This is a genomic window from Kitasatospora sp. NE20-6 (assembly GCF_045862635.1).
The window spans coordinates 76,952-102,941 of sequence record NZ_BPRL01000020.1 but is presented as its reverse complement, the minus strand read 5'-3'; the positions used below and the strand labels follow the sequence as shown (position 1 = coordinate 102,941).

The 25,990-nt window shown below is 75.4% G+C and carries 22 protein-coding genes and 1 riboswitch; of the genes, 12 read left to right on the top strand and 10 right to left on the bottom strand.

Features of this window, described 5'->3' with window-relative positions:
- Window positions 1-15: 15 nt before the first annotated feature.
- The 5 genes from SNE206_RS17660 to SNE206_RS17640 all read left to right on the top strand — a co-directional run bounded on the left by SNE206_RS17660 (window position 16) and on the right by SNE206_RS17640 (window position 4,934).
- Window positions 16-978, top strand: a complete 963-nt coding sequence (locus tag SNE206_RS17660; protein WP_407914338.1) for an HpcH/HpaI aldolase/citrate lyase family protein — start codon at window positions 16-18, stop codon at window positions 976-978.
- Window positions 979-1,067: 89 nt separating this feature from the next.
- Window positions 1,068-1,571, top strand: coding sequence for a MaoC family dehydratase (locus SNE206_RS17655; RefSeq protein WP_407914337.1), 504 nt, complete (start codon window positions 1,068-1,070; stop codon window positions 1,569-1,571).
- A 138-nt stretch (window positions 1,572-1,709) separates the two neighbouring features.
- Window positions 1,710-2,912 carry an acyl-CoA dehydrogenase family protein gene (locus SNE206_RS17650; protein WP_407914336.1) on the top strand — a complete coding sequence of 401 codons (1,203 nt, stop codon included), beginning with the start codon at window positions 1,710-1,712 and terminating at the stop codon, window positions 2,910-2,912.
- 461 nt (window positions 2,913-3,373) lie between these two features.
- Window positions 3,374-4,066 carry a phosphatidylserine decarboxylase gene (locus tag SNE206_RS17645; RefSeq protein ID WP_407914335.1) on the top strand — a complete coding sequence of 231 codons (693 nt, stop codon included), beginning with the start codon at window positions 3,374-3,376 and terminating at the stop codon, window positions 4,064-4,066.
- Entirely contained in the window at window positions 4,053-4,934 is an 882-nt protein-coding gene (locus SNE206_RS17640; protein ID WP_407914334.1) for a CDP-alcohol phosphatidyltransferase family protein, read from the top strand. Before SNE206_RS17645 ends, SNE206_RS17640 begins: the two co-directional genes overlap by 14 nt.
- Window positions 4,935-5,107: 173 nt before the next feature.
- Here the strand turns inward: SNE206_RS17640 and SNE206_RS17635 are convergent, their stop codons facing one another.
- Together SNE206_RS17635 and SNE206_RS17630 are read right to left on the bottom strand one after the other, a co-directional pair.
- On the bottom strand, window positions 5,108-6,613 hold the full coding sequence (locus tag SNE206_RS17635; protein WP_407914333.1) for a hypothetical protein: 1,506 nt from the start codon (window positions 6,611-6,613) through the stop codon (window positions 5,108-5,110).
- Window positions 6,614-6,806: 193 nt separating this feature from the next.
- Window positions 6,807-7,931: an alpha/beta hydrolase gene (locus SNE206_RS17630; protein WP_407914332.1), complete on the bottom strand. Its 1,125-nt coding sequence runs from the start codon at window positions 7,929-7,931 to the stop codon at window positions 6,807-6,809.
- Between the two features lie 558 nt (window positions 7,932-8,489).
- A riboswitch (cobalamin riboswitch) is annotated at window positions 8,490-8,683 on the top strand.
- An 83-nt stretch (window positions 8,684-8,766) separates the two neighbouring features.
- Between SNE206_RS17630 and SNE206_RS17625 the strand changes: the two genes are divergently transcribed.
- The 5 genes from SNE206_RS17625 to SNE206_RS17605 are packed head-to-tail and all read left to right on the top strand — an operon-like array spanning window position 8,767 to window position 15,334.
- Window positions 8,767-9,744, top strand: a complete 978-nt coding sequence (locus tag SNE206_RS17625; RefSeq protein ID WP_407914331.1) for a cobalamin biosynthesis protein — start codon at window positions 8,767-8,769, stop codon at window positions 9,742-9,744.
- Window positions 9,741-11,261: a cobyric acid synthase gene (locus tag SNE206_RS17620; protein ID WP_407914330.1), complete on the top strand. Its 1,521-nt coding sequence runs from the start codon at window positions 9,741-9,743 to the stop codon at window positions 11,259-11,261. The genes SNE206_RS17625 and SNE206_RS17620 overlap by 4 nt, the downstream gene beginning before the upstream one ends.
- A gap of 26 nt (window positions 11,262-11,287) precedes the next feature.
- Window positions 11,288-13,378, top strand: coding sequence for a putative cobaltochelatase (locus tag SNE206_RS17615; protein ID WP_407914329.1), 2,091 nt, complete (start codon window positions 11,288-11,290; stop codon window positions 13,376-13,378).
- Window positions 13,378-13,974 (top strand): cob(I)yrinic acid a,c-diamide adenosyltransferase, encoded by a 597-nt coding sequence (gene cobO, locus SNE206_RS17610; RefSeq protein ID WP_405011119.1) that lies wholly within the window; start codon window positions 13,378-13,380, stop codon window positions 13,972-13,974. The genes SNE206_RS17615 and cobO overlap by 1 nt, the downstream gene beginning before the upstream one ends.
- A gap of 4 nt (window positions 13,975-13,978) precedes the next feature.
- The gene (locus SNE206_RS17605; RefSeq protein ID WP_407914328.1) at window positions 13,979-15,334 is read left to right on the top strand and encodes a cobyrinate a,c-diamide synthase; all 1,356 of its coding nucleotides are present in this window, start codon (window positions 13,979-13,981) and stop codon (window positions 15,332-15,334) included.
- A gap of 25 nt (window positions 15,335-15,359) precedes the next feature.
- Here the strand turns inward: SNE206_RS17605 and SNE206_RS17600 are convergent, their stop codons facing one another.
- Window positions 15,360-15,824, bottom strand: a complete 465-nt coding sequence (locus SNE206_RS17600) for a nitroreductase/quinone reductase family protein (RefSeq protein WP_407914327.1) — start codon at window positions 15,822-15,824, stop codon at window positions 15,360-15,362.
- A 143-nt stretch (window positions 15,825-15,967) separates the two neighbouring features.
- Here SNE206_RS17600 and SNE206_RS17595 point away from each other — a divergent pair, with 143 nt between their 5' ends.
- Window positions 15,968-16,669, top strand: a complete 702-nt coding sequence (locus SNE206_RS17595; protein WP_407914326.1) for a TetR/AcrR family transcriptional regulator — start codon at window positions 15,968-15,970, stop codon at window positions 16,667-16,669.
- A gap of 37 nt (window positions 16,670-16,706) precedes the next feature.
- Here SNE206_RS17595 and SNE206_RS17590 read toward each other — a convergent pair whose 3' ends face one another.
- From SNE206_RS17590 to SNE206_RS17575, 4 genes are all read right to left on the bottom strand, one after another.
- Window positions 16,707-18,176, bottom strand: coding sequence for a DUF4190 domain-containing protein (locus SNE206_RS17590; RefSeq protein WP_407914325.1), 1,470 nt, complete (start codon window positions 18,174-18,176; stop codon window positions 16,707-16,709).
- Window positions 18,177-18,332: 156 nt separating this feature from the next.
- Window positions 18,333-19,355, bottom strand: a complete 1,023-nt coding sequence (locus SNE206_RS17585; RefSeq protein ID WP_407914324.1) for a TolB family protein — start codon at window positions 19,353-19,355, stop codon at window positions 18,333-18,335.
- Entirely contained in the window at window positions 19,352-20,662 is a 1,311-nt protein-coding gene (locus SNE206_RS17580) for an MFS transporter (RefSeq protein WP_407914323.1), read from the bottom strand. The genes SNE206_RS17585 and SNE206_RS17580 overlap by 4 nt, the downstream gene beginning before the upstream one ends.
- Before the next feature lie 4 nt (window positions 20,663-20,666).
- Entirely contained in the window at window positions 20,667-21,557 is an 891-nt protein-coding gene (locus tag SNE206_RS17575) for an alkaline phosphatase family protein (protein ID WP_407914322.1), read from the bottom strand.
- 193 nt (window positions 21,558-21,750) lie between these two features.
- Here SNE206_RS17575 and cobC point away from each other — a divergent pair, with 193 nt between their 5' ends.
- A complete protein-coding gene (gene cobC / locus SNE206_RS17570; protein WP_407914321.1) occupies window positions 21,751-23,229 on the top strand; it encodes an Rv2231c family pyridoxal phosphate-dependent protein CobC in 1,479 nt (492 codons plus the stop codon).
- Between the two features lie 38 nt (window positions 23,230-23,267).
- Here cobC and SNE206_RS17565 read toward each other — a convergent pair whose 3' ends face one another.
- The 3 genes from SNE206_RS17565 to SNE206_RS17555 form a co-directional block, all read right to left on the bottom strand.
- Window positions 23,268-23,828: a hypothetical protein gene (locus SNE206_RS17565; RefSeq protein WP_407914320.1), complete on the bottom strand. Its 561-nt coding sequence runs from the start codon at window positions 23,826-23,828 to the stop codon at window positions 23,268-23,270.
- Window positions 23,829-23,957: 129 nt separating this feature from the next.
- Window positions 23,958-24,692, bottom strand: a complete 735-nt coding sequence (locus tag SNE206_RS17560) for a polyprenol monophosphomannose synthase (RefSeq protein ID WP_407914319.1) — start codon at window positions 24,690-24,692, stop codon at window positions 23,958-23,960.
- Window positions 24,693-24,820: 128 nt separating this feature from the next.
- Window positions 24,821-25,972 carry a M48 family metalloprotease gene (locus SNE206_RS17555; RefSeq protein ID WP_407914318.1) on the bottom strand — a complete coding sequence of 384 codons (1,152 nt, stop codon included), beginning with the start codon at window positions 25,970-25,972 and terminating at the stop codon, window positions 24,821-24,823.
- Window positions 25,973-25,990 lie beyond the last annotated feature (18 nt).

Below are 25,990 nucleotides of genomic sequence, written 5' to 3'. Positions count from 1 at the left end.
GGACGTACCACCCTCATGACCACCACCGACCGCCTCCGGCCCCGCCGTTCCTGCCTGGCCGTACCCGGCAGCAACCCGCGCTTCCTGGAGAAGGCCCAGGGCCTGCCCGCCGACCAGGTCTTCCTCGACCTGGAGGACGCGTGCGCCCCGCTGGTCAAGGAGAGCGCCCGGCACAACATCGTCGACGCGCTGAACAACGGCGACTGGGGCGCCAAGACCAAGGTCGTCCGGGTCAACGACTGGACCACCCACTGGACGTACCGCGACGTCATCACGGTCGTCGAGGGCGCCGGCCCCAACCTCGACTGCATCATGCTGCCGAAGGTGCAGGACGCCGAGCAGGTCAAGGCGCTCGACCTGCTGCTCACCCAGATCGAGAAGACCATGGGCTTCGAGGTCGGCAAGATCGGCATCGAGGCGCAGATCGAGAACGCCAAGGGCCTGATCAACGTCGACGCGATCGCGACCGCCTCGCCCCGGCTGGAGACGATCATCTTCGGCCCGGCCGACTTCATGGCCTCGATCAACATGAAGTCGCTCGTCGTCGGCGAGCAGCCGCCCGGCTACGACGCCGACGCGTACCACTACATCCTGATGCGCATCCTGATGGCCGCCCGCGCCAACGACCTGCAGGCCATCGACGGCCCGTACCTGCAGATCCGCAACGCCGACGGCTACAAGGCCGTGGCCCGCCGCGCCGCCGCGCTGGGCTTCGACGGCAAGTGGGTGCTCCACCCGGACCAGGTCGCCGCCGCGAACGAGATCTTCTCGCCCGCGCAGGAGGACTACGACCACGCCGAGCTGATCCTCGACGCCTACGACTGGTGCACCTCCGAGGCGGGCGGCGCCAAGGGCTCCGCGATGCTCGGCGACGAGATGATCGACGAGGCCAGCCGCAAGATGGCCCTGGTCATCTCGGGCAAGGGCCGCGCGGCGGGCATGGAGCGCACGTCGAAGTTCGAGCCCCCGCAGAGCTGATCCCTCGGGCCCGGCCCGCCCCCGGCGCCCCGACCCGGCGCCGGGGCGACCCGCCGGCCCGCTCGCATCACACACCCGAGGACGACACCATGCAGTTCGGACGCACCTACGAAGAGTTCGAGGTCGGCGCGGTCTACAAGCACTGGCCCGGAAAGACGGTCACCGAGTACGACGACCACCTCTTCTGCCTGCTGACCATGAACCACCACCCGCTCCACATGGACAGCAACTACGCGGAGAGCACGACGGACTTCGGCAAGAACGTCGTCGTCGGCAACTACATCTACTCGCTGCTGCTCGGCATGTCCGTCCCGGACGTGTCCGGGAAGGCGATCGCCAACCTGGAGATCGAGTCGCTGCGCCACGTCGCGCCGACCTTCCACGGCGACACGCTCTACGGCGAGACGACCGTCCTCGACAAGTGGCCGTCGAAGTCCAAGGACGACCGCGGCATCGTGTACGTCGAGACCAAGGGCTACAAGCAGGACGGCACCGTGGTCTGCATCTTCCGCCGCAAGGTGATGGTGCCGACCGTGACGTACACCCAGGCGCGCGGCGGCGAGCAGCCCGGCCGCCCCGAGCCGCGCGCCTGACAGACCCCGGACGGGCAGGCCGCCGTCATCGGCCACCGCCCCACCCGGCCCACGGGGCCCTGCTGCCGCAGCCACGCCGGCAGGGCCCCGTACACCCTCCCCCCACCCTCACGCTCGACCCAGAGACGGAGCCGCACGATGGGACGCCTCGCACAGACCGACGGCCTCACCGAGATCCAGCGGGACATCCTCGCCACCGTGCGGGACTTTGTCGACAAGGAGATCATTCCGGTCGCGACGGAGTTGGAGCACAAGGACGAGTACCCGACCGCCATCGTCGAGGGGATGAAGCAGCTCGGCCTGTTCGGCCTGACCATCCCCGAGGAGTTCGGCGGCCTCGGCGAGTCGCTGCTGACCTACGCCCTGGTGGTCGAGGAGATCGCCCGCGGCTGGATGTCCGTCTCCGGCATCGTCAACACGCACTTCATCGTCGCCCACATGATCAACGCGCACGGCACCCAGGAGCAGAAGGAGTACTTCCTGCCCCGCATGGCCGCCGGCGAGATCCGCGGCGCCTTCTCGATGTCCGAGCCCGGCCTGGGCTCCGACGTCGCGGCCATCTCCACCAAGGGCGTCAAGGACGGCGACTCCTACGTCCTCAACGGCCAGAAGATGTGGCTGACCAACGGCGGCACGTCCACCCTCGTCGCGGTGCTCTGCAAGACCGACGAGGGCGGCAGCACGCCGTACCGCAACATGACCACCTTCCTGATCGAGAAGACGGCCGGCTTCGGTCCGAACCCGACCGTCCCGGGCCTGACCGTGCCCGGCAAGATCGAGAAGATGGGCTACAAGGGCGTCGACACCACCGAGCTGGTGCTGCAGGACGTCCGCGTCCCGGCCGACCGCGTCCTCGGCGGCGTCCCCGGCAAGGGCTTCTACCAGATGATGGACGGCGTCGAGGTGGGCCGCGTCAACGTCGCCGCCCGCGGCTGCGGTGTCGCCCGCCGCGCCTTCGAGCTGGGCATCTCCTACGCCCAGCAGCGCACCACCTTCGGCAAGAAGATCTGCGAGCACCAGGCGATCCAGTTCAAGCTCGCCGAGATGGCCACCAAGGTCGAGGCCGCCCACCAGATGATGGTCATGGCCGCCCGCAAGAAGGACAGCGGCGAGCGCAACGACCTTGAGGCCGGCATGGCGAAGTACCTCGCCTCCGAGTACTGCAAGGAGGTCGTCGAGGACGCGTTCCGCATCCACGGCGGCTACGGCTTCTCCAAGGAGTACGAGATCGAGCGGCTCTACCGCGAGGCCCCGATGCTGCTCATCGGTGAAGGTACTGCGGAGATCCAGAAGATGATCGTCGGACGCCGACTGCTGGAGGAGTACCGGCTGGCCGACTGAGCCCGCCGGTCACCGACTTTCCGCATGGTCGGGCGCGGGCGTGCGGGCCCGCGTACGACCCCCTGCCGTGCCGTCCGGCCTGGTCAGCCGACAGGGGGGCACGGCAGGCCCGGAGGCGGCCGTAGGGCGCGTATCAGCAGGTACGCGCCTTACGGCCGCCTCCGCACACCGGACGCGGGAGCCGCGCACGGGCCGTCCCGCACGGCGCCGGGCGCACCCTCCGCCCACGTGAGACGTGGGTCACCCGCCACGCCGGACCCCTTGGGGAACCACCGGCACTCGGCTACGGTCGTATACACAGCAGGCATGGCTAGGCTCCATGCCCGGCATATCCATGAACAGGCGGCTTGCCCACCTACCGCCTGGTCCCGATAGCATCCACCGGGACAGCGTCCCCTTGTACCCGATCCCCGCGGTGGCCCCCGTCCAGCGGCCATGATCCCCCGCGACTAAGGTCTTCGATGCCCATCAGCCCGTCCCCTCACACCTCCGTCCCGGACGGCGATCCCTTCGCCGCTCCGACGGCCGGTCGGCGTCCGCGCGTGACGATCGCACGCGGCGCGACCCCCTGGTTCGCCCCGACCCTGGCCACCGCCGCCGTGACGACCGCCCTCACCCGGCGTAACGGCAAGTGGGCCCTGGCGGCTGTTCCGGCCTGTGCCCTCGGCGCCGGCATGCTGTGGTTCTTCCGCGACCCGGAGCGTGAGATCGGCACGGGCAGAGTGATCTCCCCGGCGGACGGCGTGGTGCAGTCGATCGACGCCTGGCCGGACGGCCGGACCCGGGTGGCAATCTTCATGAGCCCGCTCAACGTGCACGTCAACCGGGCTCCCCTGCCCGGCACCGTGACGTCCGTGGAGCACGTCGCCGGCGGCTTCGTCCCGGCGTTCAACAAGGACAGCGACCAGAACGAGCGGGTCGTCTGGCACTTCGACACCGAGCTCGGCGACATCGAGATGGTGCAGATCGCGGGTGCCGTCGCACGCCGCATCGTGCCGTACGTCGACGCCGGCACCAAGGTCGAGCAGGGCGAGCGGATCGGTCTGATCCGCTTCGGCTCCCGCGTCGACACCTACCTGCCGGCCGGCGTCGAGGTCGGCGTCGAGGTCGGCCAGAAGACCACAGCCGGGGTGACGCGCCTTGACCGTGACTGATCCTGAGACTCTCGTCGGCCTCGACGACGACGAGGCCGCCGAGTTCCGCCGCCGCCGCTGGGCGCGCGACCGCGAGCTGCGGGCGCCCCGTTCGCCGCAGCACCTGTCGACCGCCGACTTCCTGACCCTGGGGAACGCCGTCTGCGGCTTCCTGGCGATCTACTCGATCACCACCGGGGTCCTGATGCCCCACCTCACCGGTGAGACCACCTCGCCGAACCGCAACAGCGCCGCCACCGCGGTGACGCTGCTGCTGATCGGCGCCATGTGCGACCTCTTCGACGGCCTGGTGGCCCGCAAGCTGCGCTCCTCGGCGCTGGGCGCGGAGCTGGACAACCTGGCCGACCTGATCAGCTTCGGCATCGCCCCGGCGTACTTCGTGGCGGTCTGGGGCATCGTGTCGCCGGACAGCAACCAGCAGCTCTCGGCGTTCATCGCGCTGACCGTCCTGCTGGCGGTGGTCCTGCGGCTCGCCCGGTTCTCGGCCGTCAAGATGCGGCCGGGGATCTTCCAGGGCATGCCCTGCCCGATGGGCGCGATGACGGTGATCGCCATCGTGCTCCTCGACCCGCCGTTCGTGCCGGGCCTGCTGATGATCTTCGGCGTGGCGTACCTGATGGTCAGCCGCATCGAGTACCCGAAGCCGCAGGGCCTGCTGGCCACGGCGACGCTCTGCTGGATCGTCGTCTCCATCGGCTGCCTCGCGGCGTGGGCCACGGGCCTGCCCGGCGGCAACACGCTGATGCACATCGGCGCGGTCGCCCAGATCACGCTCGCCGCGATGGCGCCGCTGCTGGTCATCCGCCGCAAGGTCGGCCAGAAGGTCGGCGACGTCCGCGCCCGCCGCGCGGAGTCGCGCGGCTGCTGACCGGCCCGTAGCACGACGGAAGGGCCCGGATCCGCAAGGATCCGGGCCCTTCCGCGTATCCGCCGCGCTGTGCCCTGCCGGTCTGTGCCGGTCCGGTCTGCGCCGCGCCGGTCCGGTCTGTGCCGTGCCCTGCTGCGCGTGCCCGCCGCCCGGAAGCGCGGCGGGCACGGCGGTCAGCGGCCCGCGCCGCCGTCGTGGACGGCGAACGCGGAGCGGCGCGCGGCCCGGGCCACCGCCGGGTCCGGGTGGACCCCGGAGACCGCGGTGAGCACCGACGCCGCCCGCGGGTGCCCGGACTGCCGGGCCCGGTTGAAGAGCCGTACCGGCTCGCCCGCGGAGGCGCCCTCCACGTGCGGCACGAGCAGTGCGGTGTCGCCGTGGTCGAGCACGGCGGCGGCGGTGTCCACCCACAGCCAGGCGGCGTCCTCCGCGCCCAGCACGTCGGCGGGGGCCACCGGGCCCTCGTCGGAGCGCTCGGCCAGCCAGAGCAGCGCGTAGGGCCGCAGGACGGTCTCCTCGACGGCCGCGCGGACGGCCTGCTCGGCGGTGCCGCCGGCCACCCGGAGGGCTTCGAAGGCGAGACCGCGCACGAGGGCGTCCTCCCCGCGGGCGGCGTCGAGGAGCTCGGCGACCGCGCGGTCCGCGGGGCGGGCGGCGACCCAGGCCCGGTACTCGGCGCGGGCCGGGCCGGGGGTGTAGTCGGCGCAGGCGCTCAGGAGTTCCTGGGCGCTCTGCTCGATGTGGCCGGCGGCGGTCTGCGCGACGGTGCAGATCTCCTCCAGCTTGGCGCGCACCGCCCAGTGGCCGAGCGGGGAGAGCTCGGCGGCCTCGTCACGGCGCTCCAGGGCACCGACGGCGGCCAGACCGTCCAGCATCCAGTCGAGGACCGCGGCGGCGTCGGCGGCGGCCGTGGGGGTGTCGATCTGCGGGTCGCGGCAGGTGCCGCGGACGGCGGACATCGCGGAGGCCGCGTGCGGCACCGGCGAGAGCCCGAGCGCGCCGGGGACGACGCCGTGCCGGCGCTCGTCGAGGCCGCGGCGGAGCAGCTCCAGCAGTTCGCCGTCCGACACCGGGCCGTCGACGAGGTGCAGGAAGGAGAGGAGCTGCGGCGCCTGGTCGACGGCCTGGCCGGCGAGCACGGCGAAGACGCCGCGCATGGCGGCGGGCGGCACGGGCGCGAGGAGGGTCCAGGCGTCGAACAGTGCCGACCAGCCGCGGATCACCGCCTCGTCGTCGTGCTCCCAGGCGTTGAGGCGCCAGCCCGGCCCGGCTCCGGCGTCGCGGAGCTCGACCAGGCCGACGAGCAGGGCTTGCCCCCAGGCCTTGGCGGCGGCGCCGACGGTCATCGCGAGGGCGCGGCCGGCGGCCCTCGCGTCGTCGGGCAGGAGCTCGCCGCGCTTGTCGACCTCGGCGAGCTCGCCGGCCCAGCGGGAGATCCGCACGGCGTCGGCGAGCATGCGGCGGGCCAGCGGGGCCAGCTCTGCGGGTGCGGGGAAGCCCTCGGGCACCGGCACGCGGCCGCGGCCGGGCTTGGGCCCGGGGGTGCGGCGGCGGGCGGGTCCGCCCGGCTGCTCGTTGTCGGCTCGGCGGGCCGCTCCTGGCAGACGGGTCACCGTCGCTCCGGTGCGGATCGCGGGCTGGAGCGGGGCATCACGGTCGCGCGGGTTCCGAGACGTCACGCCGTGCAGTCTTCCCCGCGCAGGGGCCTTCTGTCACATCGAGTTCTACGCGCGCTCGCACGTCCGACCCGCGGACGGGGGATGAGATCGGGCATCCGCCATCAAACCGGGCTCACGATCACGAAATATGACATGAGCACAACCGTCGTGGAGGCCCGGCGGGCGCCTCGGACGGGTGCCTCGGACGGGCGCCTCAGAGCAGCGGCGTCAGCCAGCGCCGCAGCGCCTCCGTGTACGCGTCCGGGTCCGCGTTCCAGAGGGCGGCGTGCGCGCCCTCCGGGACGGGCCGCAGGCTCACCAGGTCGGGCCGCCGGCCGGCGAGCCCGGCGGCGGCCGCCCACGGCGCCACGGCGTCGTCGGGGCTGTGCAGCAGCAGCGCGGGCACGTGGAGGTCGGTGCCGTCCGCGAGCCGGGCGAAGCCCGCCAGATCGACCCGGGTCCGCCCCTCGGCCGCCAGCGCGCCGAGTTCCGCCAGCGGCGCCGGCACGCCCGCCCGGGCGGCCTCGCGGCGCACGGTCGCGTGCCAGTCCAGCACCGGCGAGTCCAGCACCAGGCCCGCCACGGACTCCCGCCAGGCCGACCGGGCCGCCGTGTGCAGCGCCATGGTGGCGCCGAGCGACCAGCCGTACAGCACCACGCGGTCGGCGCCGTGGGCGCGGGCGAAGCGGAGGGCGGCGTCCACGTCCTGCCACTCGGTCTCGCCGAAGTGGCTCAGCCCGTCGGGCGGGGGCGGCGCCCCCTCGTCACCGCGGTGGGTGACGACCAGCGCGGGCAGCCGCAGTGCGTGCAGCAGCGGCAGCACGGGCAGGGCCTGCTGCCGGTCGGCGCCGGGGCCGTGCACCAGCACCACCCACAGCCCCCGCATGCCCGGCAGGTGCCAGGCGGGCAGCGGCCCGAGCTCGCCGTCGACGGCGGTCTCCGTGAAGTCGAGGCCGAGCGCGGACGCCGGATCGCCGGTCACGACGCGGGCGGTCACCCGCACCTCGGCACCGCCGGCGAGCGGGGCCCCGGTCGACAGCAGGCGGCGGGTGACGCTCTGCGGGGCGGTGCCGAGCACCTCGCCGACGACGGCGTGCCCGCCGCCGGGCCACTCCAGGGCGTAGCGGCCGGGCCGCTCCGTCTCGACGCTGCGGGTGAGGGTGACGGAGTCCGGCCCCACGTGGTGGACGCGGACGCCCCCGGCCGACCCGAAGACGCCGCCCGCGGAGCCGGGGCGGACGGACCGTTCGGAGGCGCGACGGCCGGCCAGGAGGACGGCCGCGGCCCCGGCTCCGACGACGGCGGCAGCAACGGCGGTGGCGGTTCCCCAGCTGCGCATGGCATCCCCGGTCTGCTGGCTTCGGACATGGCGCTCCCAGTCCACGCCCGGCAGGCGGCCTCCGGCCACCCGGGCGGGCCGTCCGGGCGGCGGCGCCCCGCGCGGGCCCGGACCGGGATGTCGCCGGGCCGCCCGGCGAGCAGCTCCCGGAAGCGGTCGGCGGGCGCCGGCGGGCGGGCGAGCGGCGGGCGGGCGCCCGCCGCGGGGGCGGCTCCCCGGTCCGCCGCGCCGTCCCGGCCGGGGTGAGCTCGCGGGCCGGCCGGAAGTCGCGCAGCGAGGCGGGGCCCGTGCTCATCAGCCGGACGGGCGGGCACCACAGTGCCCGGGCCGGCGCGACGAACTCCTCCTCGGAGGGCCGCAGCGCGCCGCTCCCCCGGGCGAGGACGTGCGCGGGCAGCAGCCGCACCCCGTGCGCGGCCATGCCGTCGGCGACCTGTTCGGGCGTCAGGCCGCGCCCGGCCCCGTGCGGGGGCCGGAGGATCGTACGGACCGGCGGGGCCCGCGGACGGCGACGGTGTGTGACCAACCCCTCCGCACGCTTGGTTGACTCCCGGTCGGAGCGCGTGGTGATATCGCTGGGCCATACGGAGGCATGCAGAGGAAGCCGGTGCGAATCCGGCGCGGTCCCGCCACTGTCACCGGGGAGCACGCCCGAACACATGGTCACGACGGTCCGCCACAGGGCCGTTGGAAGGCCCGGGGGTGTGTCCGACCCGGAAGCCAGGAGACTCTCGCCGCCGGTTCGTCGATCCAGGGCGCGGACCCTGAGTGAGGACACGCACGCCATGCAGGCTGCCCGGCGGTCTCCGCTGCGCCCCGCCCGGGGAACCGGGCGGTGAGCCGTCCGACCCAGGCGTCCCCCTATCTGCTGGGCGCCGTCGCGGGGTACCTCGCCGACACCGCGTTCGCCGACCCGCGCCGGGGCCACCCGGTGGCCGTGTTCGGCAGCGCCGCCGGACGGCTGGAACGGGCCCTGTGGCGCGACCACCGCGGGGCGGGCGCCGCGTACACCGCGCTGTGCGTGGGCGCCGTGACCGCCGGGGCGGTGCTCGCCGAACGCGCCCTCGGGCGCAGCCGCCCGGCCCGCACGGCGCTCGCCGCGGCCGCCGTCTGGACGGTGCTCGGCGGCACCTCGCTCACCCGGGAGGCCCGCACGATCGGCCGCGCCCTGGAGGCCGGCGACCTCGCCGCCGCCCGTGAGCGGCTCCCGCACCTGTGCGGCCGCGACCCGAGCGCGCTGGACGGGCAGCAGATCGCCCGCGCCGTCGTCGAGTCGGTCGCCGAGAACACCGCCGACGCCGTCGTCAACGCGCTCACCTGGGGAGCCCTGGCCGGCACGCCCGGGCTGCTGGCCTTCCGTGCCGTCAACACCCTGGACGCGATGGTCGGTCACCGCTCGCCGCGGCACACGCGCTTCGGCTGGGCGTCGGCCCGGCTCGACGACGTCGCCGGCTGGCCCGGCGCCCGGCTCACGGCGCTGCTGGCCGTCGCCGCGGCGGAGCACCCGCGGGCCGCCTGGAAGGTCTGGCGGCGCGACGGCTCCGCCCACCCCAGCCCCAACGCGGGCCAGGCCGAGTCGGCGTTCGCCGGGGCCCTCGGCGTCCGTCTCGGGGGCACGCTGCGGTACGGGACACGGACCGAGCACCGGCCCGTCCTGGGCGCGGAACTGCGGCCGGTCGCCGCCGCCGACATCGAACGGGCCTGCGCGCTCTCCCGGCGGGTCGGTGTGCTGGCGCTGGCCGTCACGCTCGCCGGCCGGGCCGTCCGGGCCCGCGGCCGTGCACGCAGGACGACAGGAGGAGTGGGCCGATGAGCCGGGCACTGCTGGTCGCGGGGACGACCTCGGACGCGGGCAAGAGCGTGGTCACGGCGGCGGTCTGCCGCTGGCTGGTCCGCCGGGGCGTGCGGGTCGCGCCGTTCAAGGCGCAGAACATGTCGCTCAACTCCTTCGTCACCGCGGACGGCGCCGAGATCGGCCGGGCGCAGGCGATGCAGGCGCAGGCCGCCCGGGTGGAGCCGGAGGCCGCGATGAACCCGGTGCTGCTCAAGCCCGGTGCGGACGGCCGCAGCCAGGTCGTGCTGCTCGGCCGGCCGGTCGCGGAGGTCGGCGCGCTCGACTACCGCGAGCGCAAGCCCGTCCTGCTGGAACGGGCCCTGGAGTGCCTGGCCGACCTGCGCGGCCGGTACGACGTGGTGGTGTGCGAGGGGGCGGGTTCGCCCGCCGAGATCAACCTGCGCGACCGCGACATCGCCAACATGGGCCTGGCGACCGCCGCGAACCTGCCCGTCGTGGTCGTCGGCGACATCGACCGCGGCGGGGTGTTCGCCGCGATGTACGGCACGCTGGCGCTGCTCTCCGCGCAGGACCAGGCGCTGGTGGCGGGCTGGTTCGTCAACAAGTTCCGCGGCGACGCGCGGCTCCTCGCGCCCGGCCTGGAGATGCTGGAGGGCCTGACGGGCCGTCCGGTGCTGGGCACGCTGCCCATGCTGCCCGGGCTGTGGCTGGACGCCGAGGACTCGCTCGACCTGTCGACCGTCGCCGAACGCGGCCCGGTCGCCGCCCCGCACGGCACGGACGTGCTGCGGGTCGCCGTCGTGCGGTTCCCCCGGCTGTCGAACTTCACCGACGTCGACGCGCTCGCCCAGGAGCCCGGCGTGCTGGTGCGCTGGGCGACCCGGCCCGAGGAGCTCGCCGACGCCGACCTCGTGATCCTGCCCGGCACCCGGGCGACCGTCGCCGACCTCGCCTGGCTGCGCGAACGCGGCCTGGACCGCGCGGTGCACGCCCGGGCGGCGGCGGGCCTGCCGGTGCTCGGTGTGTGCGGCGGCTACCAGATGCTCGCCCGGGAGATCACCGACGAGGTCGAGTCGAAGGCCGGCACGGTCGAGGGCCTCGCCCTGCTGCCGACCCGGGTCGTCTTCGGCCGGGAGAAGGTGCTCGCCCGCCCGGTCGGCGAGGCGTACGGGGAGCGGGTCGAGGGGTACGAGATCCACCACGGCGTGGTCGCCGTCGAGGGTGGCGAGGCGTTCGTCTCGGACGGCCGCGGGCGCGCCCTCGACGGCTGCCGGGCGGGCGCGGTGTGGGGTACGACCTGGCACGGCGTGCTGGAGAACGACGGCTTCCGGCGGGCCCTGCTGCGCGAGGCGGCCGCCCTCGCCGGACGGGCGTTCGTGCCCGCGCCGGACACGTCGTTCGCTGCCGCCCGCGAGGAACGGCTCGACCGGCTCGGCGACCTGATCGAGGAGCACGCCGACACCGAGGCGCTGTGGAAGCTGATCGAGGGCGGGGCGCCGGCCGGCCTCCCGTTCGTCCCGCCGGGTGCGCCGTGAGCGGCGCCGGGAGGCATGGAGTGCAGATGACCGACGTCCGTTACCCCTTCACCGCGATCGTCGGCATGGCCGACCTGCGGCTCGGGCTGCTGCTCAACGCCGTCTCCCCGGCGGTCGGCGGCGTGCTCGTCCGCGGCGAGAAGGGCACCGCCAAGTCGACGATGGTCCGCGCCCTGGCCGGTCTGCTGCCGTCGATCGCCGAGGCCGGCGGCTGCCGGTTCGCCTGCGACCCGGCCGCACCCGACCCGCACTGCCCGGACGGCGCGCACACCGACGGGTCCGCGCACACCCGGCCCGCGCACCTCGTGGAGCTGCCGGTCGGCGTCACCGAGGACCGCATCGTCGGCTCCCTCGACCTGGAACGGGCCCTCGCCGACGGCGTCAAGGCCTACGAACCGGGCCTGCTCGCCCGGGCGCACCGCGGGGTGCTCTACATCGACGAGGTCAACCTCCTCCAGGACCACCTGGTCGACCTGCTGCTCGACGCCGCGGCGATGGGCCGCTCCTACGTGGAGCGCGAGGGCGTGTCGGTGCGGCACGCGGCACGCTTCCTGCTCGTCGGCACCATGAACCCGGAGGAGGGCGAACTGCGGCCGCAGCTGCTCGACCGCTTCGGCCTCACCGTGGAGATCGCCGCCACCCGCGAGCCCGCCGAACGCGCCGAGGTCGTACGCCGCCGCCTCGCCTACGACGCCGACCCGGCGGGCTTCGCCGCCCGGTTCGCCGCGGACGAGGAGGCGCTCGCCGACCGCATCACCGGCGCCCGGGAGCTGCTGCCGCAGGTGGAGCTCACCGACGCGGCCCTGCGGCAGATCACCGCGGTCTGCGCGGCCTTCGAGGTGGACGGGCTGCGCGCCGACATCGTGATGGCGCGCGCCGCCGTCGCCCTCGCCGCCTGGGCCGGCCGCACCCGGGTGGAGGAGGAGGACGTCCGCAAGGCTGCCCAGCTGGCCCTGCCGCACCGCCGCCGCCGCAACCCCTTCGACGCACCCGGCCTCGACGAGGAGCAGCTCGACCGCACCCTGGAGGAGCACGCCGAGCAGCCCGAGCCCCCCGAGGACCCGCAGCGGCCCGACGGCGGCGGCGACGGTGACGGTGACGGTGACGGTGACGGTGACGGCCCGGACGGCGGCGGGCCCGACGGCGGCGGCCCGGACGGCGGTGCCCCGGCCCCCGGCGACGCCCCCGACGGCACGGCAGCGTCCGACCCGGCCGACGGCCCCCCGGACACCGCCCCGCCCGCGCAGCGCCCCGCCCCGGGTGCGGGCCGCGAGAGCGCACCGGTGGCCGCCGCGGAGCCGTACCGGACCCGGCTGTTCAAGGTGCCCGGCACCGGCCGCGGCGCCCAGGGGCGGCGCTCCCCCGCCGAGACCGACGGCGGCACCACCGTGCGCGCCCGCCGCCCCCGCGGGCACCTGAGCCGGCTGCACCTGACCGCCACCCTGCAGGCCGCCGCACCGCACCAGCACGCCCGCGGACGCTCGGGGCGGGCGCTGGTGCTCGCCAAGGACGACTTCCGCGAGCAGGTGCGCCGCGGCCGGGAGTCCAACCTCGTGCTCTTCGTCGTCGACGCCTCCGGCTCGATGGCGGCCCGGCAGCGGATGGGCGCCGTGAAGGGCGCCGTCATGTCGCTGCTCATGGACGCCTACCAGCGGCGCGACAAGATCGGCCTGATCACCTTCCGCGGCGCCGGCGCCGAGCTGGCGCTGCCGCCGACCTCCTCCGTCGAGGTCGGCGCGGCCCGCCTGGAGCAGCTGCCGACCGGCGGCCGCACACCGCTCGCCGCCGGGCTGCTGCGCGCCCACGAGGTGCTGCGCGTCGAGCGGATGCGCGACCCGGACCGGCGTCCGCTGCTCGTCGTCGTCACCGACGGCCGTGCCACCGGCGGCCGCACCGCCCTCGCCGACGCCGACCGCGCCGCCGGGCTGCTCGCCGGCCAGGGCCTGGCGAGCGTGGTGATCGACTGCGAGGCGGGGCACGTGCGGCTCGGCCTCGCGCACACGCTCGCCGCCCGGCTGGGCGGGCCCGCCGTCACCCTGGACGAGCTGCGCGCCGAGGGCGTGGCCGCCCTCGTCCGCGACCACCGTTCCGCCCACCTCCTCCGAAAGGCCGCCTGATGCCGCAGGGAAAGATCGAGACCGTGCCCGACGACGGCCTGACGACCCGCCAGCGCCGCACCCTGCCGATCACCGCCGTGCACACCGGCCCCGGCAAGGGCAAGTCGACCGCGGCGTTCGGCATGGCCCTGCGCGCCTGGAACCAGGGCTGGCCGATCGGGGTGTTCCAGTTCGTGAAGTCCGCCAAGTGGAAGGTCGGCGAGGAGAACGCGCTGCGCGTGCTCGGCGCCTCCGGCGAGGGCGGCACGGTGGCCTGGCACAAGATGGGCGAGGGCTGGTCCTGGGTGCAGCGCGGCATGGAGTCCAGCGAGGAGGCGGCGAAGGAGGGCTGGGAGCAGGTCAAGCGCGACCTCGCCGCCGAGACCTACCGCTTCTACGTGCTCGACGAGTTCACCTACCCCATGCACTGGGGCTGGGTCGACGTCGACGAGGTGGTCTCCGTGCTCCGCGACCGCCCGGGCAGCCAGCACGTGGTGATCACCGGCCGGTACGCCAAGGAACCGCTCACCGGACTCGCGGACCTCGTCACCGAGATGACCAAGGTCAAGCACCCCATGGACGCCGGCCGCAAGGGCCAGCGCGGCATCGAGTGGTAGACCGTTGAACATCCCCCGCCTCGTCGTCGCCGCACCCTCCTCCGGTGCCGGGAAGACCACCGTCGCCACCGGGCTCGTCGCGGCCCTGACCGCGCGCGGCCTCACGGTCTCGCCGCACAAGGTCGGCCCGGACTACATCGACCCGGGCTACCACGCGCTCGCCGCCGGCCGCCCGGGCCGCAACCTCGACGCCTGGATGTGCGGCGAGGAGCGGATCGCCCCGCTCTTCCTGCACGGCGCGGCCGGCGCGGACGTGGCCGTGGTCGAGGGCGTCATGGGGCTCTTCGACGGCGCCGCCGGACGCGGGGAGCTCTCCTCGACCGCGCACGTCGCCAAGCTGCTGCGGGCGCCCGTGGTGCTGGTCGTCGACGCCTCCTCGCAGTCGCGCTCGGTGGCGGCCCTCGTGCACGGCTTCGCCTCCTGGGATCCGGAGGTGCGGCTGGCCGGCGTGATCCTCAACCGGGTCGCCTCCGACCGGCACGAACACCTGCTGCGCGAGGCCCTGGAGGAGGGCTCCGGCGTGCCGGTGCTCGGCTGCGTCCGGCGCGCGGCCGCGGTCGCCACGCCGTCGCGCCACCTCGGGCTGGTCCCGGCGGCGGAGCGGTCCGCGGACGCCCTGCGGGCGGTCCGCGACATGGGGGAGCTCGTCGGCGCCTCGGTCGACCTCGACGCCCTGCTGGCACTGGCCCGCACCGCACCGCCGCTCGCCGCCGCCCCCTGGTCGGCCGCCGGGGAGGTCGCCGTGGTGCCGGGCCGTCCGCGGATCGCCCTCGCGGGCGGCGCCGCCTTCTCGTTCTCGTACGCCGAGAACGCCGAGCTCCTCGCCGCCGCCGGGGCGGAGGTGGTGCCCTTCGACCCGCTGCACGACCCTGCCCTGCCCGACGGCACGGCGGCGCTCGTCGTCGGCGGCGGCTTCCCGGAGGTGTACGTGGGCGAGCTCAGCGCCAACGAGCCGCTGCGCCGTTCGATCGGCGCGCTGGCGGCCGCCGGGCGGCCGATCGCCGCGGAGTGCGCCGGCCTGCTCTACCTGGGACGGGAACTGGACGGCCGGCCGATGTGCGGGGTGCTGCCGGGCTCGGCCCGGATGACCGAGCGCCTCACCCTCGGCTACCGGGAGGCGGTCGCGCTCGGCGACAGCCCGCTCGCCGCGGCCGGCACCCGGGTGCGGGGGCACGAGTTCCACCGCACGGTGTGCGAACCGGGCGCGGGCGGGCAGCCCGCCTGGGTGTGGCGCGGCCCGGCGGGTGCGCAGACCGAGGGTTTCGTGCAGGGCCCGGTGCACGCCTCGTACCTGCACCTGCACTGGGCGGGGGCGCCGCAGCTGGCGGAGCGGTTCGTCCGGGCGGCGGCGGCAGGCTGAGGGCCGGCCGGGCCCCGGCGGGCGGTCACGCGTCGGCGAGCCGGAAGACCGGGTAGCCGGGCGCGATGCGCAGCAGTTCGTCGTCGGAGGCGGTGTCGTCGACGCCGTCGAAGAAGACGCCCACCTCGAACTTCCAGCGCTTCAGGTAGGCGCGGAGGACCGCGGGCTTGTCGGCGTCGGGGAGCTCGACGGCCGCGAAGGGCTCGGCGCGGCGGCCGAGCCGGAGTTCACCGGTGCCCGCGACCCGCAGGTTGCGCACCCACTGGGTGTGGCCGCGGGGGGCGACCAGGTAGCGCCGTCCGTCGAGGGTGAGCAGGTTGACCGGGGTGGTGCGCCACTCGCCGCTCGCGCGGCCGCGCACCGCGAGGACCCGGGAGCCCCAGACGCTCAGCCCGGCCCGGGTGAGGGCGGCGACGGTGCGGTTGGAGAGGGAGAGCAGGGCCGCGGAGAGGCGGCCGGTCGGCATCACGTAGCGGCTGGTGTCGGACATCGGAACCCCCGGAGAGTGAGAGCGGCGGACGTTTTCGAGAGCGGTGCTCTCGTCCTGGTACGACTCTGACACGCCCGGCACTTCCGGTCAAGAGCACTGCTCTCGTTTCGGTGCATCGCTTCCATCTGTGGCAGTCTGTCCGTATGACTGCCATCAGGACCGCCCGCGAACGGGCCCGCGAGGAGCTCACCCGCGAGATCAAGACCGCCGCCCGCCGCCACCTCGCCTCCGAGGGCGCCCAGCGGCTGTCGCTGCGCGCCGTCGCCCGCGAACTCGGCATGGCCTCCTCGGCGCTGTACCGGTACTACCCCAGCCGCGACGACCTGCTCACCGCACTGATCGTCGACGCCTACACCGACCTCGCCGACACCGTCGACGCGGCCCTCGCCGCCCACACCGGCCCGCGCGCCCGCTGGCGGGCCCTGTGCACCGCCGTCCGGACCTGGGCACGGGCCAACCCGCACGAGTACGCCCTGGTCTTCGGCACGCCGGTGCCCGGCTACAGCGCGCCGCAGGAGACCGTCGCCCCGGCCGCCCGGCTGCCGCTCGCGCTCATCGGGGTGGCCCACCAGGCCGCGACGGAGGCCCGCACGGCGGCCGGCGGCGCGGCACCGGGCGCCCTCGCCGGGCCGCTGGGCGAACAGCTCGCCCGGCTCCGGGAGGAGTTCGCCCCCGGACTGCCCGAGCCGGTGCTGGCCCGGGCCGCGATCGCCTGGACCCAGCTCTTCGGCATGATCGGCTTCGAGCTCTTCGGCCACTTCGTCGGCTCCTTCGACCCCGCGGACGCCTTCTTCGCGCACGCCGTCGAGGAGATGGCCGACCTCGTGGGCCTGCCCGCCGGGTGAGCCCCGGCGGGCAGGCAGGACCGCGGACCGGACCGGGTCAGACGGCCGCGACGCCCCCGCGGACCACCGGGCGGCCCACGGTGCGCAGGTCGGCGACGGGGGCCGCGGTGGACAGGCCCGCACCGGAGCCGCTGCGGAGGCCCCCCACCGGGCCACCGGTGTCGGTCAGGTCGAGCGCCGTACGGAGGGCGGCGGCCCGCTCCGGCCCGAGGTGTTCGTCGGCCTTCGCCAGCTCGCGCTCCAGGGTGGCGGCGTCGTCGGCGGCGGCCGCGGCCCGGACGTGCAGGAGCGCCTGCTGCAGCTCCGCCTTCAGCGCGCCGGCCGGCTCGGAGGCGACCCCGCCCCAGCTCCGGTGCTGCAGGACGTCGATCTCCTTGTCGAGCGCCACCGCCAGCCGGACGGCCCAGCTGCGGTAGCCGCCCAGGTCGGCGCCGGGGTCGCTGCCCGGCTGCTGCGCGAGCGCGTAGTCGACGTCGAACTCGGCCTGCAGGTAGGCGGTCTGGATCTCGGTGAGGGATCCGGCCTGCCGGAGCGAGCCGGTCGTGTCGGGGCCCGTCCCGAGGAAGCAGGTGACGTGCCGCTCCCGGCCGCCGACCGCACGGAGCTCGGCGGGCCGGAAGTACGACAGCTCGGCGTCCTCGGGTACGGCCCAGGTGTCCGGGGCGAAGTCGCGCAGACGGAGCAGGCACCTGCTGTCCGCGTCGGCGACCAGGGCGGCCTCGTCCTTGTACGAGGTGGTGCCGAGGTCGGCGATGCCGTACACCTCGCCGTCGTGCGGCTCGCTGCAGGAGACCACCTCGACGTCGCGGACGTCGTCCCCGGTGTCGCCGCCCGGGTCGAGGAAGCAGTCGCCGTTCCTCAGCTCGAAGACCTCGGTGCGGCCGCTCTGCGGGCCGCCGAGTTCGTCCTCGCCGCCCTCGGAGAACGGCGTGCGGGCGCCGAGGACGACGGCCACCACGAGGACGGCCGCCAGCACGAACGCCCACACCGAGCCGAGCACGATGCCGGCGACGGCCATGCCGCGGCCGCGCTCGTTGCGCTGCCGGACGGTGCGCAGCGCGGCGATGCCGAAGGCGATCGCGCCGACCCACATGAAGCAGGCGCCGCCGAGGATGCCCATCACCAAGGAGGCGACGGCGTAGCCGCTGAAGGCGGTCGGCGGCCCGGCGGGCGCCTGGGGCCAGCCGTTCCAGGCCGTACCGGGCACGGTGCCGGGGGCCGCGTAGGGCACGGTGCCGGGGGCCGCGTAGGGCGCGCCCGGGGCCCCGTACGGCGGTGCGCCGTACGGTCCGGCCTGCGGTGCGCCGTACGGTCCGGCCTGCGGTGCGCCGTACGGTCCGGCCTGCGGTGCGGCGTAGGGGTCGGCCTGCGGCGGTGCGGCGTAGGGGTCGGTGCCGTACGGCGGGCCCGCGGGCGGCGGGTCCGCCGGTGCGGCGAAGGCGCGGGCGAAGGCGTCGTCCTGACCCGTCGCGCCGTCAGGCTGCGGGCTGAACGGGTCGGACGGCATGCGGTGCTCCCTGGACGTCGTGCACGCCGGACACGAATCGTTCGACGGCGGCGCGAATATAGCGGATCGCCCGGACACGCGTCCTGCGGTATTCGGGCTGCGGACGGCCGGGCGGCCCGGCGGGATCCGCCGCCGCGAGGACGGCGGCCCGGGGTGTCAGCCGAGGTAGGCGGGCGCCAGTGCGGAACGGGTCAGCACGGCGGGCGTGCCGGAGCCGTCGGCGGGCACCGTCCACAGGTCGGCGCCGTAGTCGCCCGCCATCGCGTAGAGCAGGGTGTGGCCGTCGGCCCACAGCGCCTGGTCGTCGATGCTGCGCTGCTCGGCGGTGGCGGTCTCGGCCATCGTGGCGAGGTCGAGCACGTACAGCCGCCAGGGGGCGTCCGGGGACGCCCCGGCGACGCGCTTCTTGTAGGCGATGCGGGTGCCGTCCGGGGAGAGCGAGGGGCACTCGACGTTCTCGTGCAGGGTGGTCAGCGTGCGGGCGGCGAGGTCGCCGCGCACGAGGTACGTCCGGCCGCCGGTGGCGACGGTGGCGTAGAAGCCCCGGTCGTCGGCGAAGGTGACGCCCCAGACGTTGACGTCCGGGGCGCGGTACGTGCGGCCGTCCTTGACGACGGTGAAGTTCTCCAGGTTGTCGTACAGCGTCCAGTCGCGGGTGTCGACGATCGCGGTGCGGGTGGAGAAGTCGGTGCCCGCGTACGAGTCGCCGCTGACGAAGACCGTCCACGCCGCGAGGTGCCCGGACGGCGACACCCGGGAGCGGGTCGGGATGCCGCCCGCCGGATAGCGCCTCAGCTCGTGCAGCGAGGCGTCCAGGACGACCGCGCGGTACGTCTCGGCCAGCGCGTCACCGTCCTTCTGCAGGCAGATGCCGGTGCCCGCGGCGGCGTGGAAGCGCAGGCAGGCGACGCCGGAGGCGGTCCGCGGGCCGTCCGGCCGGTCGGCGGGCACCGAGGTGATCTCGTCACGGTGCGGCCCCCACGCCGTCGACCGGAACAGCAGCCGGCGGCCGCCGTCCGCGCCGAGCGCGACACGGCCCGGCGTGACCGCCGGGCCGCCCGCCTGCTCCTGGTCCTTGCGGCCGGAACGGTCCGCGGCGTGCAGCACGGCCCCGGTGCCGACCGCCCCCAGCAGGACGACGGCGACCAGCAGGGTCAGCAGGCGGGCGGTCCTGGTCATGCGGCGTGCTCCTCGGCGGTACGGGACTCCCCGGCACGGGGGTCGGGCAGGCGGATCAGCAGTGTGGCGGCGACGGCGGCGACCGCCAGCCCCCCGGCGGCGACGGCGAGCGCGGCGTGCCCGCCCCAGACCGACCACCCGGCGCCGAACGCCAGCGAGCAGCCGAACCGGGCCAGCGCCTGGCCGGTGCCGACCAGGGCCAGCCCGGCGCCCTGCTGCCCGGCCGGCACGGTGCCGGCGGCCGCCGCGGCCAGCACGCCGTCGGTCGACGCGTAGAAGCAGCCGTGCAGCACCAGCACGGCCACCGCCACCCACCCGGCGTGCAGCGGGGCGAGCACCAGCCCGTACCCGGCCAGCAGCACCAGGTGCCCGGCCAGGAAGAGCCGGCGGCGGCCCAGCCGGTCGGCGACCAGGCCCAGCGGCACGGCGAGCAGCAGGAAGGCCGCCGCCGTGCCGAGCGGCAGCAGCGGGAAGAGGTGCGCGGGCAGGTCCAGCCGCCGCTGCAGCAGCAGGTAGAGGAAGGAGTCGCTGACGGTCGTCAGCCCCAGCAGCACCGCGACGACGGTCAGGCGGCGCAGCGCCGGCACCCGCAGCAGGGCCAGCGAGTCGCGCAGCGACGGCCCCGGCCCGGTGTCGGGGACACCGGTGCGGCCCGGCACGAAGAGCAGCAGCACGAGCACGCCGAGCGCGGCGATGCACGCGGAGACGGCGAACACCGCGTCGTAGCCGTCGACCGCGAGCCGCAGCACCCCGAAGGCGACCAGCGGGCCGAGCAGGGCGCCGGTGGTGTCCATGGCCCGGTGCACGCCGAACGCCCGGCCGCGGTGCTCGGGCTCGGTGGCGAGCGAGATCAGGGCGTCGCGCGGGGCCGTCCGCAGGCCCTTGCCGGTGCGGTCGACGGCGAGCACCGCGCCGATCAGCGGCACGGTGTGCGCGAGCAGCAGCAGCGGCTTGCAGAGGGCGGAGAGGCCGTAGCCGATCGCGGCGACCGTCTTGTGCCGGCCGTCGCCGCGGTCGGCGGCGTGCCCGCCGACCAGCCGCACGAGGGCGCCGACACCGTTGTTGATGCCGTCGAGCAGGCCGAAGCCGAGCGGCGAGAGACCGAGGCCGGCCACCACGTACAGCGGCAGCACGGCGCTGACCATCTCCGAGGAGACGTCGGTGATGAGGCTGACCGCGCCGAGGGCCACGACGGTGCCGGGCACGGCGGCGCGCCGCCCCGGGCGGGGGCCCGGGGCGACGGCGGCCTTGGTGCTGCGGCTCCTGTCGGTGCTGCTCGCGGCGGTGCGGGAGTCCGCGACGTACACGGTGTCAGTTCCAGATGCCGGTGATGTCGGAGGCGGAGGCGGCGTTGCCCGCGTGCGCGGACAGCCCGGCGAGGTCCTCCAGGGTGCGGAGCACGTTGTAGTGGTTGTAGGTGGTGGCGGTGGAGGCGGCGGGGGTGACGTGCTCGCCGTAGAAGACGGTCGGGATGCGGTTGCCGGAGAGGCGGTTGTCCTCGTCGAAGGTGACGACGAGCATGCTGTTGTGGGTCTTGGCCCAGGTCGCGTACGCGCCGAGCTTGTTCTTGATCCAGGTGTCGCCCGTGCCGACCGAGCAGTCGTGCATGTCGTTGCACAGGTCCGGGACGACGAACGACACCTTCGGCAGCGTGGTGTAGTCGGTCGGGAACTGCGTCATGGTCTTCGCCGTGCTGGTCGGCACGTTGCTGAAGCCGAACCACGGGTTGTGCTTCTGCGCGTAGTTGCCGCTGCTGCACACGGTCGAACCCTGGCTGGGCAGGCCCTCGTTGTAGCTCGCCCAGGTCTTGCCCGCGGCGATCAGCTCGGAGGCGAGGTTCGCCGCCGACATCGAGCCGACGGGCACACAGCTGTCGTCGGTGCGGCCCTGGTTGGAGCCCGAGAACAGCTGGTAGTAGTTCGGCTCGCTGGGGTGCGTCAGACCGTACGACTGGGTCAGGTTCGCCCCGCCGGCCTTGAGGGTGTTGTTGATGTACGGCGCGCTGGAGCTGCCGATGACCTGCGAGTAGGCGTGGTTCTCCATCACCACGACCACGATGTGGTCGGGGGCCGGGAGGGTGGCGGCCTGGGCGGTGGCGCCGGTGGCGGCCCAGATGCCGAGCGAACCGGCGGCGAGGGCGGCAGCGCCCGCAAGGGCGGTGAGGGTGCGGCGGGTGCGCTTCGGACTCCGAGCGGCGATCATGCTTCCTCCGTACGAGGGGCTGCAGTTGGGGACGGTGCGCCCGGCCGGCCGCGGCCGGGCGGGCGGTCCGAACCCTAGGGCGGCGGCCGTGACCGGGACGTTGCCGCGAACATGAAGAACGGGAGAACAACTCGGCACAGGTTGTACGTCCAACTTCACACCGGTCGCGATTGACCCGCGCGCCGCACCCGTGATGGGATTTCCGGCAGGTCGGACGGGGTGCGGAGGACGCGTGGAGAAGCTGGTCGGCCCGCTCGTGGCCGGGGTCGGCGCCCGCCCGGGCACCACCGCGGACGAGATCCTGCACCTGCTCGACGCGGCCCTGGACACCGCCGGACTGCACCGCGCGGACATCGCCGCGCTCGCCACCCTCGACATCCGCACGGCCGAACCCGGCCTGCGGGAGGCCGCCCGCGCACTCGGCGTCCCCCTCACCGGCCATCCGGCCCCGGCCCTCGCGGCCGTCGGCGTGCCGCACCCCTCCACGGCCGTCCGCGACGCCGTCGGCACGCCGAGCGTCGCCGAGGCCGCCGCCCTCGCCGGGGCCCCCGGCGGCAGCCTGCTCGTGCCCAAGCAGGCGTCCGCCCGCGCCACTGTGGCGATCGCCCGCCGCCCGCCCGCCGCCGCCCCCGGGCCGCAGGACGGCCACGACCTGCGGCACCACGGGGACGCCGAGGTGCGCGCCGCCGGACTCGTCGACCTCGCCGTCAACGTCCGCACCGGCACCCCGCCCGCATGGCTGCGCGACCGCCTCGCCGCGACCCTCGCCGACCTCGCCGCCTACCCGGACGGCACCGCCGCCCGGGCCGCGGTGGCCACCCGGCACGGCCGCCCGGTCGAGGAGGTGCTGCTCACCTCCGGCGCCGCCGAGGCGTTCGTCCTCCTCGCACGCGTCCTGACGCCACGTCACGTGTGCGTGGTGCACCCGCAGTTCACCGAACCCGAGGCCGCACTGCGGGAGGCCGGGCACACCGTGCACCGCGTGCTGCTGCGGCCCGCCGACGGCTTCCGGCTCACCCCCGGCGCCGTCCCCGGGCAGGCCGACCTGGTGGTGATCGGCAACCCCACCAACCCGACCTCCGTCCTGCACCCCGCCGAGGACGTCGCCGCGCTCGCCCGGCCCGGGCGCACCCTCGTCGTCGACGAGGCGTTCATGGACACCGTGCCCGGCGAGAGCGCCGCCCTCGCCGGGCTCCGCGACCTGCCCGGCCGGGTGATCGTGCTGCGCAGCCTCACCAAGACCTGGGGCCTCGCCGGGCTGCGGATCGGCTACGTGCTCGGCCCGGCCGGCCTCCTCACCGCGCTCTCCGCCGCACAGCCGCTGTGGCCGGTCTCCACCCCGGCGCTGGCCGCCGCAGAGGCCTGCTCGACGCCCGCCGCCCTCGCCGAGGCCGAGGACGCCGCCCGCACCCTCACCGGGCACCGCGCCCACCTGCTGCACGGGCTCGCGGGCATCCCGGGCCTGCGGGTGCACGGCGAGCCGCGGTCGTCGTTCCTGCTGGTCGAGCTCCCCGGCGCCGACGGCGTCCGCACCCGGCTGCGGGCCGCCGGTTTCGCGGTGCGGCGCGGCGACACCTTCCCGGGGCTGGGCCCGGACTGGCTGCGGATCGCCGTCCGCGACCCCGCCACCAGCGACCGCTTCCTCACCGCGCTGGCCGCGGCGACCCGCTGACACCGGGACACCCGGGCGGGTCGGCTCGGCGGCCGCGGTCAGCGCACCGACGGCGTCCGGGCGGCCCAGTCGGCGAGGACGGCGACGTGCTCCGGCTGCAGTCCGTGCCGGTGGTCGACCGCGAGGGTGAGCGCCGGGGCGGGGTGGTGCGCGGCGATCCAGGCGGTGTCGGCCGGCTCGATCTCGTCGTCCACCCAGGCGAACGGCCGGCCCGCGGCGTACGCGGTCAGGTGACGGGTCTTCCAGTGCAGGCCGTCCGGGTCGCCGTGGTGCCTCCGCGGCCAGGCGACGAACGGCAGGCGCGGCAGCCCGATCGCCGGCCCGATCCAGGTGTTGGCCTCGTCCGCCCAGGCGGTGCACCACACGAGCCGGAACGGCAGGGCGAGCAGCGCGGGCCCGTGCGCGGGATTCAGCCACAGCCGCAGCGGCTCCACGTCCGCCGGGGGCGTCCCCGGGCGGCGGGCGGTCAGGAACTCCGGCTCCGCCCGGTGCGGGACACAGCCCTCGGGGCGGCTCCGCGGATCCGCCCGGTACGGGGCGAGCGGGCCGTCCACGTCGAGCAGCAGGAGCGGCCGGGCGTCCTCGTCCGCCTGCTCCACCGGTTCCCCCTCCCCGTGCCCGGCCGGGCCTCGGCAGCGCGGCCGGGCAGGGCCGCAGGTCGGCACCCGGCAGGACAGCCGGGCGGATCAGCAGTGCAGAGCGGGGCGGGTCGGCTCGGCGGCGGGTGGTCAGGCCTTGCGGCCGAGGAGGAGCTTCCACGGGGCGAGCGCCGACTCGACCTGCACGCCGAGGCTCATCTTGGACGCGCCGACGACCCGTTCCTCGAACCGAATCGGCACCTCCACGATCCGCAGACCGCGCCGGACCGTGCGGTGGTTCATCTCCACCTGGAACGAGTAGCCGTTGCTGTGCACCGACGGCAGGTCGATCGCGCGCAGGGTCTCGGCCCGCCAGGCCTTGAAGCCCGCGGTGGCGTCCTTCACGTGCAGTCGCAGGATGGTGTTGACGTAGAAGTTCGCCCAGGCCGAGAGGGCCTTGCGGTGCCACGGCCACTCGGCCGCGGTCGAACCGCCCGGCACGTAGCGGGAGCCCAGCACCACCGCGGCGTCGCCGGTGAGCAGGGTGTCGATCATCGCCGGGAGGACCGCGGCCGGGTGCGAGAGGTCGGCGTCCATCTGGACGACCACGTCGGCCCCCTCGTCGAGGGCGCGCGTCATGCCGGCGATGTAGGCCCGGCCGAGGCCGTCCTTCTCGGTGCGGTGCAGCACGCCGACGCGGTCGGGCGACTGCTCGGCGAGCTTGTCGGCGATCTCACCGGTGCCGTCGGGCGAGTTGTCGTCGACGACCAGCACGTGCAGGTTCGGCAGGCCCAGGTCGGCGAGCAGGCCGGTGAGGACGGGCAGGTTCTCCCGCTCGTTGTACGTGGGCACGACGACAACGACCTTGGGGGAAACCTCTACCATGGATCAGATCCCTCGTTAGCTCCGAAGCCGGTGACCCGGGCCGGGAAGTCCGGGCGGCGCCGTCCGGCGGCTGTCCGCGGCGGCTGTCGTGAGTCTACGTCCGACGGGCGGCGCGGCGGGCCGGGGCCTCAGGGGGCGGGCCGCCAGGCGCGGGCCGCGGCGATGCGGCGGGTCGCGCTGGGGTGCGTGCCGAAGAGCAGCACCAGCAGCCGGGGCGGGTCGACGTCCGAGACGTTGGCGACCGCCAGGCGGCGCTGCATGGCGATGAACTGCTGTGGTTCGCCGGTGAGTTCGAGGGCGTGCCGGTCGGCCCTGGCCTCGATGCGGCGGCTCGTGGCGGCCTGCAGCGGGCCGGTCGCGGCACCGATCAGGCCGGCGAGGGCGGCCAGCAGCGGCAGCGAGCGCGGGTCGGCGGCGCCGTCCGCACCGGCGGCGTCGAGCAGCGGACCCCAGCTGCTCAGCAGGCCGACCAGAACGACGGCGACGGCCGCACCGACGGCCCCCAGCACGGTGCCTGTCAGCACGTCGCGGTGCTTCACGTGGCCGAGTTCGTGGGCGACCACCAGCTCCACCTCGCGCGGCGCGGCGGTCTCCAGCAGGGTGTCGTAGGCGACGATCCGGCGGGTCGAACCGAGGCCGGAGACATAGGCGTTGAGGGCGGTGGTGCGGCGTGAGGCGTCCGCCACGAGCACGTCGCGCACCGCCACCCCGTCGCGCCGGGCGAGGGCGAGCAGGGAGTCGCGCAGCGGGCTCGCCGCCATCGGCGTGAAGCGGTTGAAGACCGGCTCGATCAGCAGCGGGTGGAGGAACGAGAGGGCCACCACGAGGACCGCGGCAAGGCCCGCGCCGGGCAGCCACCAGTCGTCGGGCCGGTGCCCGGTGAGGGTGTACAGGCCGAGGGCCGCCGGCAGGAGCAGGCCGAGGGTCAGGGCGAGCCCGCGCAGCACGTCGACCGCCCAGCCGCCCCAGCCCTGGGTGACCAGGCCGTAGCGGGACCGGACGGCGCGCACCCGGGCGCCGAACGGCAGCGCGACGGCCCTGCCGAGCAGGACCAGTGCGGCCGTCCCGGCCAGCACCTCGGCCGCCCACGAGCCGCCGAACGGCCGGCCGGCCGCCGAGACCAGCCCCGCACCGGCCGGGGTCAGGCCGAGCACGAGGGTGAGGGCGCCGGTGGCGAGCGCACCGCCGAGCGCCCAGGGCGTCTGCGCCCGGCGCAGGGCCTTGCCGCGGGCCACCTCGGCCGGGGTGAAGTCGCTGTCGTCGTCCGCCGTGTCCGCCATGGCATCAGGGTAGGGGGA

Bases quoted from the DNA above. Each gene is read 5' to 3' on its own strand.
- SNE206_RS17575 (WP_407914322.1), bottom strand. From the start codon at position 21,557: ATGATCGCCGCTCGGAGTCCGAAGCGCACCCGCCGCACCCTCACCGCC.
- SNE206_RS17655 (WP_407914337.1), top strand. From the start codon at position 1,068: ATGCAGTTCGGACGCACCTACGAAGAGTTCGAGGTCGGCGCGGTCTAC.
- cobC (WP_407914321.1), top strand. From the start codon at position 21,751: ATGGGATTTCCGGCAGGTCGGACGGGGTGCGGAGGACGCGTGGAGAAG.
- cobO (WP_405011119.1), top strand. From the start codon at position 13,378: ATGCCGCAGGGAAAGATCGAGACCGTGCCCGACGACGGCCTGACGACC.
- SNE206_RS17590 (WP_407914325.1), bottom strand. From the start codon at position 18,176: ATGCCGTCCGACCCGTTCAGCCCGCAGCCTGACGGCGCGACGGGTCAG.
- SNE206_RS17615 (WP_407914329.1), top strand. From the start codon at position 11,288: ATGACCGACGTCCGTTACCCCTTCACCGCGATCGTCGGCATGGCCGAC.
- SNE206_RS17585 (WP_407914324.1), bottom strand. From the start codon at position 19,355: ATGACCAGGACCGCCCGCCTGCTGACCCTGCTGGTCGCCGTCGTCCTG.
- SNE206_RS17630 (WP_407914332.1), bottom strand. From the start codon at position 7,931: ATGCGCAGCTGGGGAACCGCCACCGCCGTTGCTGCCGCCGTCGTCGGA.
- SNE206_RS17595 (WP_407914326.1), top strand. From the start codon at position 15,968: ATGACTGCCATCAGGACCGCCCGCGAACGGGCCCGCGAGGAGCTCACC.
- SNE206_RS17600 (WP_407914327.1), bottom strand. From the start codon at position 15,824: ATGTCCGACACCAGCCGCTACGTGATGCCGACCGGCCGCCTCTCCGCG.
- SNE206_RS17660 (WP_407914338.1), top strand. From the start codon at position 16: ATGACCACCACCGACCGCCTCCGGCCCCGCCGTTCCTGCCTGGCCGTA.
- SNE206_RS17555 (WP_407914318.1), bottom strand. From the start codon at position 25,972: ATGGCGGACACGGCGGACGACGACAGCGACTTCACCCCGGCCGAGGTG.
- SNE206_RS17645 (WP_407914335.1), top strand. From the start codon at position 3,374: ATGCCCATCAGCCCGTCCCCTCACACCTCCGTCCCGGACGGCGATCCC.
- SNE206_RS17650 (WP_407914336.1), top strand. From the start codon at position 1,710: ATGGGACGCCTCGCACAGACCGACGGCCTCACCGAGATCCAGCGGGAC.
- SNE206_RS17620 (WP_407914330.1), top strand. From the start codon at position 9,741: ATGAGCCGGGCACTGCTGGTCGCGGGGACGACCTCGGACGCGGGCAAG.
- SNE206_RS17560 (WP_407914319.1), bottom strand. From the start codon at position 24,692: ATGGTAGAGGTTTCCCCCAAGGTCGTTGTCGTCGTGCCCACGTACAAC.